The organism is Macrococcus capreoli (assembly GCF_025628935.1).
GTDB lineage: Bacteria > Bacillota > Bacilli > Staphylococcales > Staphylococcaceae > Macrococcoides > Macrococcoides capreoli.
Genome location: NZ_JAOTIS010000014.1, coordinates 38,191 through 54,120, shown reverse-complemented (window position 1 = coordinate 54,120; position 15,930 = coordinate 38,191). Strand labels below are relative to the sequence as shown.

The 15,930-nt window shown below is 33.4% G+C and carries 18 protein-coding genes; 14 read left to right on the top strand and 4 right to left on the bottom strand.

The annotated features are described in order from the left end of the window. The first annotated feature begins 64 nt into the window (after positions 1-64). The 5 genes from OCL94_RS10760 (at position 65) to OCL94_RS10740 (ending at position 4,443) form a co-directional block, all read left to right on the top strand. A complete protein-coding gene (locus tag OCL94_RS10760) occupies positions 65-1,195 on the top strand; it encodes a betaine/proline/choline family ABC transporter ATP-binding protein (RefSeq protein WP_262996923.1) in 1,131 nt (376 codons plus the stop codon). Positions 1,196-1,197: 2 nt separating this feature from the next. Beyond that, complete coding sequence (locus OCL94_RS10755) at positions 1,198-1,842, top strand: ABC transporter permease (RefSeq protein WP_262996922.1); 645 nt, start codon at positions 1,198-1,200, stop codon at positions 1,840-1,842. Further along, complete coding sequence (locus tag OCL94_RS10750; protein WP_262996921.1) at positions 1,843-2,751, top strand: osmoprotectant ABC transporter substrate-binding protein; 909 nt, start codon at positions 1,843-1,845, stop codon at positions 2,749-2,751. Between the two features lies 1 nt (position 2,752). Further along, positions 2,753-3,439, top strand: coding sequence for an ABC transporter permease (locus tag OCL94_RS10745; protein WP_317618560.1), 687 nt, complete (start codon positions 2,753-2,755; stop codon positions 3,437-3,439). Between the two features lie 80 nt (positions 3,440-3,519). Then, positions 3,520-4,443, top strand: coding sequence for a DUF6612 family protein (locus OCL94_RS10740; RefSeq protein ID WP_262996920.1), 924 nt, complete (start codon positions 3,520-3,522; stop codon positions 4,441-4,443). A gap of 46 nt (positions 4,444-4,489) precedes the next feature. On the opposite strand, the gene OCL94_RS10735 is transcribed toward OCL94_RS10740, so the two are convergent. After that, positions 4,490-5,338 carry an N-acetylglucosaminidase gene (locus tag OCL94_RS10735; protein WP_262996919.1) on the bottom strand — a complete coding sequence of 283 codons (849 nt, stop codon included), beginning with the start codon at positions 5,336-5,338 and terminating at the stop codon, positions 4,490-4,492. 318 nt (positions 5,339-5,656) lie between these two features. On the opposite strand from OCL94_RS10735, the gene OCL94_RS10730 reads away from it, so the two are divergent. From OCL94_RS10730 to OCL94_RS10720, 3 genes are read left to right on the top strand one after another with little or no spacing between them, the layout of a single operon-like run. Continuing rightward, positions 5,657-7,621 carry a BglG family transcription antiterminator gene (locus OCL94_RS10730; RefSeq protein WP_262996918.1) on the top strand — a complete coding sequence of 655 codons (1,965 nt, stop codon included), beginning with the start codon at positions 5,657-5,659 and terminating at the stop codon, positions 7,619-7,621. Between the two features lie 20 nt (positions 7,622-7,641). Next, complete coding sequence (locus OCL94_RS10725; RefSeq protein WP_262996917.1) at positions 7,642-7,908, top strand: PTS sugar transporter subunit IIB; 267 nt, start codon at positions 7,642-7,644, stop codon at positions 7,906-7,908. 15 nt (positions 7,909-7,923) lie between these two features. Next, positions 7,924-9,189, top strand: a complete 1,266-nt coding sequence (locus tag OCL94_RS10720) for a PTS ascorbate transporter subunit IIC (protein WP_262996916.1) — start codon at positions 7,924-7,926, stop codon at positions 9,187-9,189. Positions 9,190-9,282: 93 nt separating this feature from the next. Here the strand turns inward: OCL94_RS10720 and OCL94_RS10715 are convergent, their stop codons facing one another. Further along, on the bottom strand, positions 9,283-9,771 hold the full coding sequence (locus tag OCL94_RS10715) for a GNAT family N-acetyltransferase (protein WP_262996915.1): 489 nt from the start codon (positions 9,769-9,771) through the stop codon (positions 9,283-9,285). Positions 9,772-9,857: 86 nt separating this feature from the next. On the opposite strand from OCL94_RS10715, the gene OCL94_RS10710 reads away from it, so the two are divergent. Further along, positions 9,858-10,385: a GNAT family N-acetyltransferase gene (locus OCL94_RS10710; protein WP_262996914.1), complete on the top strand. Its 528-nt coding sequence runs from the start codon at positions 9,858-9,860 to the stop codon at positions 10,383-10,385. A 266-nt stretch (positions 10,386-10,651) separates the two neighbouring features. Here the strand turns inward: OCL94_RS10710 and OCL94_RS10705 are convergent, their stop codons facing one another. Beyond that, positions 10,652-11,455, bottom strand: a complete 804-nt coding sequence (locus OCL94_RS10705; RefSeq protein WP_262996913.1) for a thermonuclease family protein — start codon at positions 11,453-11,455, stop codon at positions 10,652-10,654. A gap of 201 nt (positions 11,456-11,656) precedes the next feature. Between OCL94_RS10705 and OCL94_RS10700 the strand changes: the two genes are divergently transcribed. The 5 genes from OCL94_RS10700 to OCL94_RS10680 all read left to right on the top strand — a co-directional run bounded on the left by OCL94_RS10700 (position 11,657) and on the right by OCL94_RS10680 (position 14,613). Further along, complete coding sequence (locus OCL94_RS10700; RefSeq protein ID WP_262996912.1) at positions 11,657-11,983, top strand: PadR family transcriptional regulator; 327 nt, start codon at positions 11,657-11,659, stop codon at positions 11,981-11,983. Continuing rightward, a complete protein-coding gene (locus OCL94_RS10695) occupies positions 11,976-12,530 on the top strand; it encodes a DUF1700 domain-containing protein (protein ID WP_262996911.1) in 555 nt (184 codons plus the stop codon). The genes OCL94_RS10700 and OCL94_RS10695 overlap by 8 nt, the downstream gene beginning before the upstream one ends. 1 nt (position 12,531) lies before the next feature. After that, positions 12,532-13,329 (top strand): DUF4097 domain-containing protein, encoded by a 798-nt coding sequence (locus OCL94_RS10690; RefSeq protein ID WP_262996910.1) that lies wholly within the window; start codon positions 12,532-12,534, stop codon positions 13,327-13,329. A 155-nt stretch (positions 13,330-13,484) separates the two neighbouring features. Then, positions 13,485-14,066 (top strand): TetR/AcrR family transcriptional regulator, encoded by a 582-nt coding sequence (locus OCL94_RS10685; protein ID WP_262996909.1) that lies wholly within the window; start codon positions 13,485-13,487, stop codon positions 14,064-14,066. Positions 14,067-14,070: 4 nt separating this feature from the next. Continuing rightward, complete coding sequence (locus OCL94_RS10680) at positions 14,071-14,613, top strand: hypothetical protein (RefSeq protein ID WP_262996908.1); 543 nt, start codon at positions 14,071-14,073, stop codon at positions 14,611-14,613. Positions 14,614-14,674: 61 nt separating this feature from the next. Here the strand turns inward: OCL94_RS10680 and OCL94_RS10675 are convergent, their stop codons facing one another. Next, a complete protein-coding gene (locus tag OCL94_RS10675) occupies positions 14,675-15,913 on the bottom strand; it encodes a Fic family protein (protein WP_262996907.1) in 1,239 nt (412 codons plus the stop codon). Positions 15,914-15,930: the final 17 nt, after the last annotated feature.

The window sequence follows — 15,930 nt, the reverse complement described above, 5'->3', positions numbered from 1 at the left end:
GCGGGATTTTTTTATAGAAATAAATCAATTGATCTTGCACAAAAATATACATAGAGGTGACAACATGTTAGAAATCAACAATGTCTCAAAAGTTTATCGAGGCGGCAAAAAAGCAGTCAACAATCTGGATATGAAGATTGAGAAAGGTGAATTTATCGCATTTATCGGTACGAGTGGTTCAGGTAAGACCACAGCAATGCGTATGATTAACCGTATGATTGAGCCGACGAATGGTTCAATCATTTTAAACGGAAAAAATATTAAAGACATGAATCCTGTGCAGTTAAGACGTAGTATCGGATATGTCATTCAACAAATTGGTCTACTACCCCATATGACGATTCGTGATAATATTACGCTCGTGCCTAAATTATTAAAATGGTCAGAAGAAGATAAAAATCGTAAAGCAGAAGAACTTATTCAGTTAGTTGATTTACCGGTATCATATCTTGATATGTACCCATCACAACTTTCAGGTGGACAACAGCAACGTATCGGTGTAATTCGTGCACTTGCTGCTGACCAGGAAATTATATTAATGGATGAGCCGTTCGGTGCGCTTGACCCGATTACACGCGATACGCTACAGGATTTAGTGAAAGAACTGCAAGTTAAATTTAACAAGACCTTTATTATGGTGACACATGATATGGACGAAGCGATTAAACTTGCAGATAGAATCGTGATTATGAGCCACGGTGAAGTCATTCAAATCGATACTCCGAATAATATTTTACGCAATCCGGCGAATGACTTCGTAAAAGATTTCATTGGAGAGAATAGATTAATTCAAACGACACCTAATATTAAGACCGTTGATCAGGCAATGCATAAACCGATATCGATTACGCCAGAGAAATCGATTGGTGAAGCGATTAACTTAATGCGTGCTTCACGTGTCGATACATTATTTGTTGTCGATGATCAAAATGTGCTTGTCGGTTATGTTGATATTGAAGATTTATCAGAAGCGCATAAGAAACATTTAAGTTTATCGCGCATTATGAATCATAAAGTGTATTACGTACGTTCAGGCGTTTACTTACAGGATACTGTGCGTACCATCTTGAAACGAAATATTCGTGTTATCCCGGTCATTGATAAACAAGATAAATTACTTGGCGTTATTACCCGTGCCAACTTAGTTGATATTGTTTATGACACAATCTGGGGTGACGAGGAAGAGGAGGCGTAACGATGATTGAATTTTTAAAGCATAATCAAGCCGAACTCTTTACGAAGACCATTGAACATATTTCAATTTCTCTGTTAAGTCTACTCGCGGCAGTGCTTGTTGCAGTCCCAGTAGGTATATTACTGACGAAATCAGATCGATTAGCAAAAATCGTGTTATCGATAACAAGTGTCTTGCAGACTGTACCGTCCCTCGCAATACTTGCGATGATGATTCCTTTCTTTGGTATAGGCACGGTACCAGCAGTTATCGCATTATTCTTATATGTACTGCTCCCTATTTTAAATAACACATATTTAGGGATTCAGTCGGTGAAGAAAGATGCGAAAGAAGCAGGACGCGCTATGGGGATGACACAAAACCAATTATTACGCATGGTTGAATTACCACTTGCCGTCCCCGTCATTATGAGTGGGATTAGATTATCAGCAGTTTATGCGATCAGCTGGGCAACGCTCGCTTCATATATTGGCGCTGGTGGTTTAGGTGACTTTATCTTTAACGGTTTGAATTTGTTCGATTCAAAGTTGATTATTGCAGGTGCTGTAATGGTAACGATTCTAGCATTAATTACTGATTTCTTATTATCAATCGTTGAAAAAGTAACAACCCCACGTGGTTTACAAGTGTCTAAGGGGGATTTATAAATGCATACTAAAAAAATAATATTAACATTGCTAACACTGCTGCTTATTTTAAGCGGTTGCGGGCAAAACAATAAAGGGAAAGAGACTGTAAAGATTGCGTCAACATATATTTCTGAGAGTCAAATATTAGCGCATATGATTAAAATACTCGTTGAACGTAATACAGATAATCCGGTTGAATTAATTAACAACTTAGGATCTGGAACTGTTATGCACCAAGCGATGGTGCGTGGCGATGCGAATGTTTCGTCAACACGTTATACTGGAACCGACCTAACAGGTGCACTTCAAATGGAGCCGATTACTGATCCGAAGAAAGCTCGTAAAGTTGTGGTAGATGCTTTTGATAAGCAGTTTAACCAAAAGTATTATGACTCATATGGCTTTGAAAATACTTTTGCGTTTATGGTAACGAAAGAAACTGCGAAAAAATACAACTTAAAAAAAGTCAGCGATATGAAAAAATATGCTGACAAATTAAGTGCAGGTGTTGACTCAACATGGATTAAACGTAAAGGTGATGGATATGATGGCTTTGTGAAGAAATACGGCTATTCATTTAAAGATATTCGTCCGATGCAAATAGGACTTGTATATGATGCACTTGCCAATAACAAAATGGATGTCGTATTAGGCTATACGACAGACGGGAGAATTCAAAGTTATGATTTAGTCATATTAGAAGATGATTTACATTTCTTCCCACCATACGATGCTGCACCGGTAGCACGTAAAGATTTAATCGAGAAAAACCCTGAAATTGATAAAATTCTTAATTTATTAAAAAATAAAATCTCAACTGAAGAAATGCAGAAGTTAAACTATGAAGTCGATAACAATTTGAAAGAACCTGCTGTTGTCGCCGAAGAATATTTGAAAAAACATCACTACTTTGAAGGAGGTAAATAAGATGGAGAAAATGAATACGTTTGAACAGTTCATCCATTACTTCCAGGATAACGCAGGGTACGTGTTTCAACTCTTTTTAGAGCACTTTTTAATCAGCGTTTACGGTGTAATACTCGGCGCCATTGTCGGCATTCCAATCGGTATATGGATTGCGCGCCATAAGAAATTAGTCGGTCCAGTCATTGCCATCGCCAATATTATTCAGACCGTACCAGCAATTGCATTACTTGCCCTACTCATGTTAGTGCTTGGATTAGGAAAGACGACCGTTATTACGACTGTATTCCTTTATTCTCTATTACCTATCATTAAAAATACGTATACGGGCATTAAGTCAGTGGATACGCATTTAATTGATGCCGGGAAAGGGATGGGCATGACGAAGCGTCAATTATTAACAATGGTAGAATTGCCTTTATCATTATCAGTTATCATTGCGGGTATTCGAATTGCGTTAGTTATTGCCATTGGTGTTACAGCAATTGGTTCATTTATCGGTGCACCTAGTTTAGGAGATATCATTATTCGAGGTACAAATGCTACAAGTGGTACATCAATTATATTAGCCGGTGCATTACCGACAGCGATTATGGCAGTATTAGTTGACATTATACTTGGTATAATTGAACGTCGAATTGATCCGATTAAACGTAATAAAGTTTTACAGCAGGCAACACTAGATAAATAATAAAGTTCCTCCTTAGGTCTGATTTCAATAAATCTTTCTTTTATGATATGATTTATTTAATCACTTAAGGAGGATTTTTTATGAAATCAAAACATTTATTATCAGCATTACTTGGTACGACGTTAATTTTTGCAGCTTGTGGCAATGATGCAGCAAACAAAACAGAAGAAAAGGCAAAGACTGAAACGCAAACGAAAGAGAACCAAAAGAGTGCGGATACTAAATCAACTGAAAGTAAAGAAAGCACCTCTAAAGATACGACAACGAAAGACAGCACTTCAGAAGTAAAAGCATCAGCTGATCTTATTAGTAAAGCGAAAGATGCCGGGAAAGATATTAAGAGTTATCATTCTTCTTTAAGTGCAACAATGGAATCAGACGGTAGTAAAAAAGATGTGAAAATGGAGCTAAATTCTGATAAAAACAATAATAAACGAATTGATAATAATACTGAAAATCAAGAAACTACATTATACTTATTTGATAATAAAATTGTTGCCAATCAAGATGGAAAACAATTTATTGATGTAACTAAAGTTATGGGAAATGAAGTGAATAAACAAATTGATCAAGTTGATTATAGTTCTTACGTAAAATCTTTAGAAATCTTTAAAAATGCACCTTTCAAAAAAACAAATGACGGATATACTATAACACTTACTTATAAAAATCTTGATGATTATAAAGAAATAGCTAAACAAGCTGGCTCTAATGAATTGGTAAAATCAATTGAAAAACAACTACAATCTATAAAAGGAACAGAAACAATATACCTTGACAAGAATTATTATGTGAAATCAGCAAAAAGAAATGTTGAAATGAAAGTTAAGGATCGAACTATTAAATCACTTACTAGTATTACATATGATAATTTCAATAAAGTTAAGGACATCGAGATTCCTAATGAGGTAAAAAACGCAAAATCATTTGAAGATTTTCAAAAAGAAATGCAACAGAAAGCACAAAACGGTTCATCTTCAGAAGCAACTACTGAAGCGAAATAATATAAAGACCTTGAGGCACATTCGTGTATGTCTCAAGGTCTTTCCTTTACTCTTTATAATAGTAACGCGTAAAATATTTACCTTCTAAGTTTAATTTCTTGTAATCTCGCGCAATCCCCATTGCATTATGATGCGCCCAGCGTACATCAGTAGCATATTGATGTTTCCCGGGTGAAACAGGATTAAAGCGCATACCGTATAATGTATTCTGCCCTTCTTTATCAATAAACGAACGCTTAATAAACTTCGCACCGCCCATCACAGCTTTCTCAGGTGAATCCCATCCTTGCTGATACGCGAATTTAGCCGCTTCTTTAATAGGATCATGATCATACGCACCAATGCCAAAGAAGTTATAATACTGCTTGTCACCTTTACCAACGACGCCGCGTCCATCTATCTTGACACCGCGTGCCAGAACACTTCTCCCTCGGTCCGTTTCAAGCAGTGCGTGGTTAATCAGGTAAATCTCATTGATATCTTCGATGCGACTCGCTTTCGCAAACGATGGTCCTAAACCATCCAGTATGCCTTTCCCCTTTAACAATTGATTAAGTTTATCGGCAGACACTTTCTGACTCATACTTAAATTTAAGAATTGGTACTTTTGTTCAGGATGATAATAATAACGCTTTGGATTTAAATATAAATCTATTTCTTTTTGCGATGCATCTTTCCATACTGTACCGTTTGAATACTGTGCTCCACTTTTTAATTGTTGTGATAAAGCACTAACATACGTATGCTCCACCGTCACTCTATGATCCATCATTTTCTTTTCGTATTGCTTTATCGCCTGCGCAATCATGAAATATATCAATAATGCTATTGCACATAAAATGAGGATAAGAATCAGCTTATTTCGTTGTACTTGTTTCTTTGAAAGTTTCGCCATAAATATCTCCTTTTGACGTAATACTTCTATTATACTATAAGCATTATCGAGAGTGGTGAATGTGGGGGTCGGGGCTTGCCATATTGTTACAATTTTTACGTACTTCAAATCCAAAGTGCGCATGATGTTCCTTTCTTACACCTCTCTCTAACGAACTACCAACTTCGACATAAAGATTGATTAATATTATTGCTATATTCCTTCCTTATATTATTAAAGTACAATTTTTGAAATAACTATTTCAAAAAGTTGGACTCAATCCATATATAATTTCAAAATAAGGAGCACTATAATAAATATAGAAAGTGATGTGATGCTATGCAAATATCTGAATTAAATTTGAAAATATTAGATTTGCTAAAAAAACAACAGTCCATTGCTCAACGCGATTTGTATTATCAGCTTAATATTACAAATAAAAAACTAAAATATGAGCTTGATAAAATTGTAGATGATTTCAATATACACGTGACTAAAACATCAGTATATATCGACGATATAGATTTATTAAATAGTACGTTATCTAAAATTCAGTATCACGATTTAATTTTTTCTGAAGATGAGAGAATTAATATTTTATTATTTTACCTACTCATAAAACATGACTACATTTCAATAGAGCATTTAATCGATGTAGGTAATGTTTCGAGAAATACTATTCTTCAAGATATTAAAATATTAAAGGAGCAAATCAGAAATCTGAATGGTGCAATTGAATATAGCAGATCAAATGGCTATGAGTTAATCATGAATGCTGAGGATCGTGATTTACTATTTATTAACTTAGTTCACCAAATTGCACCAAAACATTATGCTAAATATTTAATGAAATTTATTTCAAATAATGACTTCGATTCTAATAACTTATACAACGATGATATAGGTATTATTGAAGCACAACTTGGACATGCGTTTAGTGACAATCATCGCAAAGCGATTCAATTTGCACTTTACATCATTGACAGCGGATATTACGAATCCAGACTTTCCAAGTCACAACTTGAAATAAAAAGTAAGCAATTTGAAAGTGAAAATCATATTAAAGGCTTTCATCCACTGATTGTATTAATGATGCAAAGTACTAATGTATTCCTTGATGAATCCCGTTTGTCAGATAAGCAAACGGATCAATTATTATTAAACTTTGTTCAAACCTTTGAAATACTAAGTGGCATTATCATTATGAATAAAGATAAACTCATTCATCAATTAAAACGTCATTATTATCCTGCAGTTTTACGTGCTAAATACGGAATAAATACGGTCGTGAATACAGAATCATTAGTACAACCTTCTATGAAGCCCATTATTACATTTACAAAACGCGCAATTAAAGATTTAGAATCATCGCTAAATATACAATTTAGCGAAAATGAAATTGTATTATGGTCATTGTATTTTGCTGGTGTGACAAGAAATCAAGGCAATATCGTTACACCACATGAAATTGCAATTGTTGCTTGTCCAAATGGTATGGCAATCAGTCACTCATTAACACAAAAACTCAAAATGCATTTTCCTACTTTAATTTTTTTGGAACCGACATCTATAAGTCAGGTACATGAAAAAAAGGATCAAGTAGATATAATTTTCTCAACACATGCAATTCAAATAGATAAACCAGTCTATTTAATAACTGAATCCCTTTCTATTCATGAACTTGAATATTTAAATGAAAAATTAAATATGACAATGACGATTCCTTTTGAACCAAAATATTCAATGAATGATTTAATGGATGTCATTAAGGAACATGCAGACATTAAGAACGAAAAGAATCTATATGAAGCAATCTCTCAATTATTAAAACCGAAGCACCATTTTAAGGAGGGGTATCAACCTATGTTAAAAGAATTATTAACGGAATCTTTCATACAAACTGAGCTAACAGTAGATAATTGGCAAGATAGTATCATAAAAGCATCAAAGCCACTCCTAACAAACAATATCATTACAGAAGATTATATTAAAGCTATGATTAATTCAGTTATAGAGCTTGGGCCATATATTGTAATTATGCCGGATATAGCAATTCCTCACGCGCGACCAGAAGACGGTGCATTGGAAGTCGGCCTATCATTTGCTAATTTTAAAGAACCTGTTGTATTTCCTAATGATAAGTCGGTAAAAGCTATGATAGTCCTATCTGCAAAAGATCAAAATGCACATTTAAAAGCATTAGCTGAAATGACCGAAATTCTCGGAAATGACAATTATGTAGAAATATTAAAAACTGCAACAGACAAAAATGAAATTATAAAATTAATCAATGAAATCAAATAAATATAATGGAGGAAAAAATGATGAAAAAAATATTAGTTGTATGTGGTAACGGATTAGGATCAAGTTTTATTATGGAGATGAATGTAAAGAAAGCACTAACTGAACTAGGAAAAGAAGCTGAAGTTTCGCACACAGATCTAGCGTCAGCAAAAACTGAAACTGCAGATATATTCTTAGGTGCTGAAGATATTATGGGGAACTTAGAAGATGGTTCAAGAACAATCGTTACATTACAAAATGTGATGAACGTACCTGAAATTAAAGAGAAATTAACACCACTATTATAAGAGGGAGTGTTTAACATGTTAGATATATTAATGAAAGATATATTAGGTACACCTGCAATTCTTGTGGGATTATTTGCACTACTCGGTTTACTTCTACAAAAGAAAGATATAGCAAGTGTTGTTTCAGGCACACTAAAAACTGTAATGGGATTCATTATTATTGGTGCTGGAGCAAATGTTATCATCGGATCTTTAGATATATTCGGTAAGATGTTTGATGCAGCATTCCATGGTAAAGGTATCATTCCAAATAACGAAGCCATCGTTGCTGTAGCCCAAGAAAAAATCGGAACAGCAACTGCCATGATTATGGTATTCGGTATGATTATGAACTTAGTATTTGCACGATTTACTAAATTTAAATATGTATTCTTAACAGGTCATCATACATTATTTATGGCATGTTTAATTGCTGCAACATTATCAGTTTCAAATTTAAGTAACATAGCGATTATTGCTATTGGTTCTGTAATTCTAGGACTTTGCATGGTGTTGTTCCCAGCATTATTACAACCAACAGTACGTCAAATCACAGGTTCAGATGACTTTGCAATCGGACACTTTGGATCAGTTGGATACTTCATTTCAGCATCTATTGGTAAACTTGTTGGTAATAAAGAAAAGTCTACTGAAACAATTAAAGTACCAAAATCTTTAGGATTCTTACGTGACACATCTGTTGCTGTTTCACTTACTATGACAGTATTATTCTTAATCGTGGCATTGTTTGCAGGACCAGAATACGTTGAAAAAGAGCTATCAAAAGGATCTAACTTCTTAGTATTCTCATTCATTCAAGCAATCACATTTGCTGCAGGTGTTTATATCGTTCTTGCAGGTGTACGTATGTTAATTGCAGAAATCGTACCAGCATTTAAAGGAATTGCAGATAAGTTAGTACCAAATGCACGACCTGCGTTAGACTGTCCAACTGTATTCCCATTTGCACCTAACGCTGTTATTATTGGTTTCTTATTCAGCTTCTTAGCGGGTATTATTTCAATGTTTATATTACCAGTGCTAGGACTTAAAGTAATTGTACCAGGACTTGTACCTCATTTCTTTACAGGTGCAACAGCTGGTGTATTCGGTAATGCAACAGGTGGACGTCGTGGCGCAATATTTGGATCAATTGCGAATGGTTTAGTTATTAGTTTATTACCAGCATTGCTATTACCACTGTTAGGAGATTTAGGATTCCAAAATACAACATTCGGTGATGCTGACTTTGGAATTATTGGTATATTAATCAGTTCTATATTAAAATTATTCGGTGCATAAGCTAAAGAGTAGAAGGATTTTTACCTTCTACTCTTTTCTATTTTGTTACAATTTTTGAGCACTTCAAATCCAAAGTGCGCAAAAATTGCTAAATTACCCCAAATCATTCTCCTTAAATTTCTCCATTCTTATAATTCCCTCTTCATCTGGTCCTGTTACACCAGGTTTTACTACGTAACCAAATTTTTTATAAAAGTCTACAGCAGTTATAGAAGCCGGAACCTCAACTCTACTCGCGCGTTTAAAAAATTCATCCTTCTCCAGAGTCTCAATAATCAATCGGCCTAATCCTTTTCCTTGATAATCAGGCAACACAAAGATCGTAAACAAACTACTTTCTATTAAGCTATCCCAATAAGGTCCGATTGCGCCTGTTCCGACAATTTTATCTTCATCACGAAATACATAAAAATGTGTAAAACTCGCACGTTCTATAAGCATCTCTTCATCAATTGCCTTCATATCTTCCTGAAGGCTTTCTAAAGAATAATCCTGTATGTTTGTTTCCAACATTGCACGATGAATTAACTGTTTAATTTCAGTTGCATCTTCGTTATTAAACAATGAAATAATATACTCCATACTATCACTTCCTATATTTTTAGAATATTATATCAATAAATTCCCATTTCGTGTATAATCATAAAAAATACAAGGAGGTTCTCATAATGACAATACTTAAACTCGTTCGACCTACAATCGAATATAAAGAAGACATATTAAAATACCAACAAGAATTTAAAGCAACGAAAGAAGTTATCCATGGATCTTCGTCACTTCATAAATTCGATAATTTTGATGAGTGGTTTGAAAAAGTACAACATAGCGATAACCTCGAACGTATTCCACACGGCATGGTACCTGCGACACAATTCTTATGTGTCAATGCGCAAAATAAAATCGTTGGTATGGTGAATATCCGTCATTATCTCAATGACTTCTTAATTCAAATAGGTGGGCATGTGGGTTATTCTGTACGACCGGATGAACGAAGAAAAGGGATTGCGAAGTGGATGCTAAAAGAGAGTCTTTCTTTCTTAAAAGAAAAAGATGTGGAACGCGCGTTAATTACGTGCGATGTCGATAATATCGGTAGTCATAATACAATACTTGCAAACGGCGGGAGGCTTGAATCAATCGTCTATGACGAATACGATGATATTGATGTAGAAAGATACTGGATAGAAATTGAATAAATTCTCAAAAAAATAACCATCAATAAAGCTTTGACGAGCTTGATGGTTATGAAAAACCATTATCATTAAGTTAGTCACCGTCTTAAACGGATCTACTGGAGGGGTATTACAGCACCGCTCTATTCAATTACATATTACACCACAACGAGAATCATATCAAAAAATAAAGTTAAAGGAAAACAACGGTATTCATCATTTGATATCTCTATTCCTCCCCACTTCATCCACAAAAAGAAGGCATCCGATTAATCAGATGCCTTCTTTCTTTAGTTATTCACCATCCAGCTTTGATATTGGACACCAGACGCTTCACACCCCATACGGTCATGGTCTCTATCAAATTTCGTTTGATATGACACATGACTATCTGTAATACCATATGGATAATATTTTTTCACTTCTGTACAATTTGCCAGTACGCGTGGTGCACCACTTTTATATCTTGAAGTTGGATATCCTTTACGTGATGGTGTCGTAGTATTTGGTTTCGTTGTTGAAGTAAGTCGAGTTACATTACGATTTGTAGTTGTATAAGTAGGTTTCGAACTTGTTTTATAAACAAAGCCTTCACCGTATGGATTGACATAACCTTTAATCGACCAGATTTTTAAACGCTTTTGCTTCGCATTGTTCTCACTTTTCTTTAGCACATTTAAATAATATCTTTGGCTGTAAATATATCCTACTCTAGCATACCCGTAACGTACCATTTCATTATTAACGATTTTGCCATTCGAATATAAATATACTAAATGACGTCCGTATTTATCTAACTTGCCACCGTTATCATATTGAATTTGTAGTTTCCCGTAACGCATGTAGTTCTCTAAATATCTCGCCGCTTCGATGGCATAAGGTTGTACCGGTTTGCGCGGATCTTTTGATTCTGGTGTATCGATGAGTAACAAACGAATTTTAATTGTTTTATTATTCAACTTAACGACCGCTGTATCACCGTCAACGACAGACACGTATTTCACTGTGTATTTCGATGAAACAGCCTCCCCTTTATGTTCAGGCAACAAGAATAACAATAAAATCATTGCAATAAAAAATTTAAACAGCTTCATAAAAACCACCCCAAATAATTTATCTACTTAATAATATTATATTAAAATCCTTAATTATTTCTAGAACATTTTTACATTAAATCAATACATTTTGAACAAACTATATTGTATTATTCACTAGTGAATGATACAATATAGTCGGAAAAGGAAATATTTTTTAAAATCACTATATCGTTATATATAGTAGTGAGGTGTAAATCTATGAACATTCAATTTAAAAAAGGTGTACTGGAGCTCGTTGTTTTAAATGAAATTGCTCGAAATGATCAGTACGGTTATGAGTTATCCCAGAATATCCAACATGAATTATCCATTGCAGATGGAACGCTCTACCCTATGTTGCGAAGACTTGTTCAGGATGGTCATTTAGAAACATATATGGGAAAAACATCTGGTGGTCCTGCAAGAAAGTATTACTCTATTACAGATACCGGTAAAGATCATTTAAACCATTTAATACGTGAATGGGAAGATTTAAAAGTTTCAGTAGAAAATCTAATTTCAAGAGGAGGAAAATACAATGTCTAAAAATGAGTTTTTAAACCGATTGTATCAACAACTGCAAGGGCTAGATCAAAACGAAATAGATTCCATAATGTATGACTATGAAGAGCACTTTGAGATGGGTTTATATGATGGTAAAAGTGAATCTCAAATTGTATCTGAACTTGGATCACCAGAAAAAATAGCAAAAGAACTCAGAACGACAACTATTGTTAGAAAGGCAGAAAATACACCCAACACCCAAAATATTATGCAAGCTGTGATGGCAACTTTAGGATTAGGATTTCTCAATCTATTCTTTATGATTCCTGTTATCTTTAGTTATATCGGGATGCTGATCAGTTTAATATTTATTGCTGCAACATTTCTATTATCTCCAATCATCTTTGGATTAGATTATTTCATAAATGGTGCTGATGCCGTAAGTACTTTTGAAATATTTATGACTATCGCCCTCTTCGGACTTGGTCTTATAGCTATTCCTGTTATTAGTTTCATCATTAAATTAAGCAACAAATTGCTAATGTCTTATATAAGATGGAATATCAATACAGTGAAAGGAGTAAGATAAAATGAAAAAACTTTTAATAATCGGTTTATTATTATTTATCACCGGCTGTATCGGAATGATATTTACTGGCAAATCTCTATTTAAAGAACCTGATGTAAATGAAAGTAAATCATTCAACACAAATTATAATAATATTAAGGTTGATGTTCAATCTGGAGAAGTTCACTTTAAAAAATCAGCTGATAATAACACGCATATTAAAGTTAGTGGCGTTAATAAAAAAGGATTCTTTAAATACGAAGTAAAAAATAATTCATTAATAATTATTAATAATGAGCAAGTAAAAAATAGACGTATCTTTAATTATGGATTTGAACAACATAATGAACCTTCGATTGAAATAGCAATTCCTAATAAAGAGTTTGATAATATCACTCTATCTACTAATAAATCTGAAGTTAATATCGATCAACTCAAAGCGAAATCAATCAATATGAAATCAAAAGTTGGTGCGATTTATATTGATGAACTTGTGGCAGATAAAGTTGAATTCAACGCAGGTACTGGTGAACTAGAGGTGGATAAAACAAATATAAAAAATATAAACTTCGATATTAAACTCGGCATGATTACTTTACATGCATTAAATCCTGATACGAATATGAATGGAAAAGTGGGCAGTGGCGAAGCAGACTTTTATTATAAATCAGCTCCAAAGAATACAAAGTTTGATATTACAACAAAGACAGGTGATATTGAAATGAATGATATCGCTGGACCAAAATCAATTCTAGGCAATGGGAAATATACAGTCAAAATCAATGTTGAGTTGGGTCAAGTAGAAATTGATGAAGAATAGTAAACTAGGCATCACATGGATGCCTGGTTTATTTTTATACAATTTTTAATTAAAGCGTTTCTCACAACATCAATATGAAATCTTTTGACTATTTTAATACATGTGTATTAAAATAAAAACGTATTATTTCATGTGTATTAAAAAAGGAGGCTGTTATGCCAAAGATTGTAAATCATGAAGAAAAAAAACAACATATTTTAGAAGTTGCGTACTTAAACATTCAGAAGCACGGTAGTATGGGTACTTCTGTACGAAGCATTGCAAATGCGGCTAATATGACGACAGGACAAGTAAGATACTATTACCCAAATCATTCAATATTATTAGAAGAGATTCTCGCTCAATTGACGAAAGAAATTGAACATCAAATCATTGAAATATTTATGGATCAATCAAAGCCTATTATCCCGCGTATTATACAGGCAATATTGCTTACGATACCGCTAGATAAGAAAAGAAGAGCTGATATGATTGTATGGCTAGCTGTTCAAAATCAAAATAGTGTGTCCGTTAATCAATCAATGAGTAATGAAATATATATCTTATCTGAAAAAGTATATGAAATATTGAAGGCAGAGCAGCTTCTCAAATCAAACATTAACAAAGAAAAATCTGTTCAAAGATTACACGCATTGATTGATGGTCTTGCTTTACACAAGTTATATCAACCCGATCAACTTTCAAACGAATTAATCGAAGCAATAATATCTGATGAAATATATTCTTGGATGGAGTGATAATATGAACATTATTGTAATGCTTATTATTGCAGCAGAAATATTATTCTGGGTATTCATACTTTCAGGACTGGTTTGTCGCTACATATTTCAAAAAAAGTTATTAGGCAACATCCTTTTATCAAGTACTATTGCAGTTGACTTATTCTTACTCATTGCAACTTCTATTCATTTAGCATTGGGTGGGAAAGCTGAATTCGCACACGGACTGGCAGCTGTCTATATTGCAATATCTATCATGTTTGGTAAACAGTTAGTGCAATGGGCCGATGGGAAATTTAAAGCTTTAGTGCTTAATGAAGATTCTCCAATTAAATATTATGGTTTAGATCATGCAAAACAATATGCTATCAGTTTTGCTAAAAATATCATTGCATTTTGTATCGCTTACGGACTAATTACATTAATGACACTGTTCACTGATAATGCAAGTTCAAAAAATACACTGCTATCCATTATGAATGTTTGGCAAGTGGTTCTTTTCATAGATTTAATCATTACCATCAGCTATTTTATATGGCCAAAGAAAAAGAAAGTTGTACAATAAAAATAATCAGGTGCCAAAACAGGTACCTGATTATTATTTAAACCACTTATATATCAATCAGTTAATGCTCATTACTCTTCTCTCTTAACTCATTTAAAAACACGTCGTTAATTTCATAAATCTTCGGTTTGCTTTTAACTTCCGTCAATTTATCCAGATGTTTCTTAATAATCTGATCGACCTTGTTTCTTGATAAACCTGAAATTTGCGTCAATTCAATCAACGTAAGTTTAGAATACTTACTACCGAATACTTTATCCTGTATTAAATAATACAAAATCATACTTTCTTGATTAGTAAGTTGTAACATACTAAGCACCACTTCAAAGCTTTTAATCAACGCCAGATTTTCAATCATCTGTTCAATAATGTTTTCCTGTCCCTCAATTAATATATCAAACATCGTATTAATAAATGGCGTCAATTCACCTTTATTAAAAAAGTGAGACGTCTCTTCAAATGCTTTGTAATACTTTTGCTGATTTCTATTAACAGTATAGGAAAAAGTAAGTGCAGTAAATTTATCCAGATGCTCTGCTAGCATCTTAGCAACAATATATCTTCCAATTCTTCCATTGCCATCGTAAAATGGATGTAAATATTCGAACATATAATGCCCACCCATTATTCTATAAAGGACAGGAAAACCATCATCGTTTAAGTAATTTATCAGATTTGTTAAGTAAGCATATATCTCCGCTTCATTATATTCATTTCTATGTGTCCATTTACCTGTAGAATTATTGAATACACCTATGCCTTTTGTTCTAAATAAATTACCGTCAGGCATGTCCTTTTCTTTGATTTCACTTGAAACAAGAGTATCGAATAAATTTCTAATATCAAGTATTGAATTAATACTTGGACTACCTTCTGTCATTAACATATTATATTGCTTTACAAGACCTTGAAATCTTTTGTTATGGTGATGTTTATCGTTTAAAGCATCTGCAATTTCTTTTTTTGTACTTCTAATATTTTCTGTCTCATTAGTACTTTGTAGTTCATTAATTAATAAATTTTTAAAATAAGAATCATTGGCAATACCGGGTAATGCATGAGATAAACGTAGAATTTTATTAGAATTCATATTGATTTTCTCGAGTTTAGTGACCAGTTCAGTCGTGTTCATAATAAATAGTGGGTAATTATATTCTTTATTCTGCTTTTCATCCTGGATGGGGTGAATAGATATACTCGTATTAAATGTAGAATAATGATTTAATCTCATATGATATTCATTATTCCAATTTTGTTCCGCATATCTGTGAAAAATCGTTTTTAAGCTTTGATATTTCATATTCATCCACCTCCTAT

What these genes read in the sequence shown, in the direction of transcription:
- OCL94_RS10760 (WP_262996923.1), top strand. Translation starts at nt 65, where the DNA reads ATGTTAGAAATCAACAATGTCTCAAAAGTTTATCGAGGCGGCAAAAAA.
- OCL94_RS10755 (WP_262996922.1), top strand. Translation starts at nt 1,198, where the DNA reads ATGATTGAATTTTTAAAGCATAATCAAGCCGAACTCTTTACGAAGACC.
- OCL94_RS10750 (WP_262996921.1), top strand. Translation starts at nt 1,843, where the DNA reads ATGCATACTAAAAAAATAATATTAACATTGCTAACACTGCTGCTTATT.
- OCL94_RS10745 (WP_317618560.1), top strand. Translation starts at nt 2,753, where the DNA reads ATGGAGAAAATGAATACGTTTGAACAGTTCATCCATTACTTCCAGGAT.
- OCL94_RS10740 (WP_262996920.1), top strand. Translation starts at nt 3,520, where the DNA reads ATGAAATCAAAACATTTATTATCAGCATTACTTGGTACGACGTTAATT.
- OCL94_RS10735 (WP_262996919.1), bottom strand. Translation starts at nt 5,338, where the DNA reads ATGGCGAAACTTTCAAAGAAACAAGTACAACGAAATAAGCTGATTCTT.
- OCL94_RS10730 (WP_262996918.1), top strand. Translation starts at nt 5,657, where the DNA reads ATGCAAATATCTGAATTAAATTTGAAAATATTAGATTTGCTAAAAAAA.
- OCL94_RS10725 (WP_262996917.1), top strand. Translation starts at nt 7,642, where the DNA reads ATGAAAAAAATATTAGTTGTATGTGGTAACGGATTAGGATCAAGTTTT.
- OCL94_RS10720 (WP_262996916.1), top strand. Translation starts at nt 7,924, where the DNA reads ATGTTAGATATATTAATGAAAGATATATTAGGTACACCTGCAATTCTT.
- OCL94_RS10715 (WP_262996915.1), bottom strand. Translation starts at nt 9,771, where the DNA reads ATGGAGTATATTATTTCATTGTTTAATAACGAAGATGCAACTGAAATT.
- OCL94_RS10710 (WP_262996914.1), top strand. Translation starts at nt 9,858, where the DNA reads ATGACAATACTTAAACTCGTTCGACCTACAATCGAATATAAAGAAGAC.
- OCL94_RS10705 (WP_262996913.1), bottom strand. Translation starts at nt 11,455, where the DNA reads ATGAAGCTGTTTAAATTTTTTATTGCAATGATTTTATTGTTATTCTTG.
- OCL94_RS10700 (WP_262996912.1), top strand. Translation starts at nt 11,657, where the DNA reads ATGAACATTCAATTTAAAAAAGGTGTACTGGAGCTCGTTGTTTTAAAT.
- OCL94_RS10695 (WP_262996911.1), top strand. Translation starts at nt 11,976, where the DNA reads ATGTCTAAAAATGAGTTTTTAAACCGATTGTATCAACAACTGCAAGGG.
- OCL94_RS10690 (WP_262996910.1), top strand. Translation starts at nt 12,532, where the DNA reads ATGAAAAAACTTTTAATAATCGGTTTATTATTATTTATCACCGGCTGT.
- OCL94_RS10685 (WP_262996909.1), top strand. Translation starts at nt 13,485, where the DNA reads ATGCCAAAGATTGTAAATCATGAAGAAAAAAAACAACATATTTTAGAA.
- OCL94_RS10680 (WP_262996908.1), top strand. Translation starts at nt 14,071, where the DNA reads ATGAACATTATTGTAATGCTTATTATTGCAGCAGAAATATTATTCTGG.
- OCL94_RS10675 (WP_262996907.1), bottom strand. Translation starts at nt 15,913, where the DNA reads ATGAAATATCAAAGCTTAAAAACGATTTTTCACAGATATGCGGAACAA.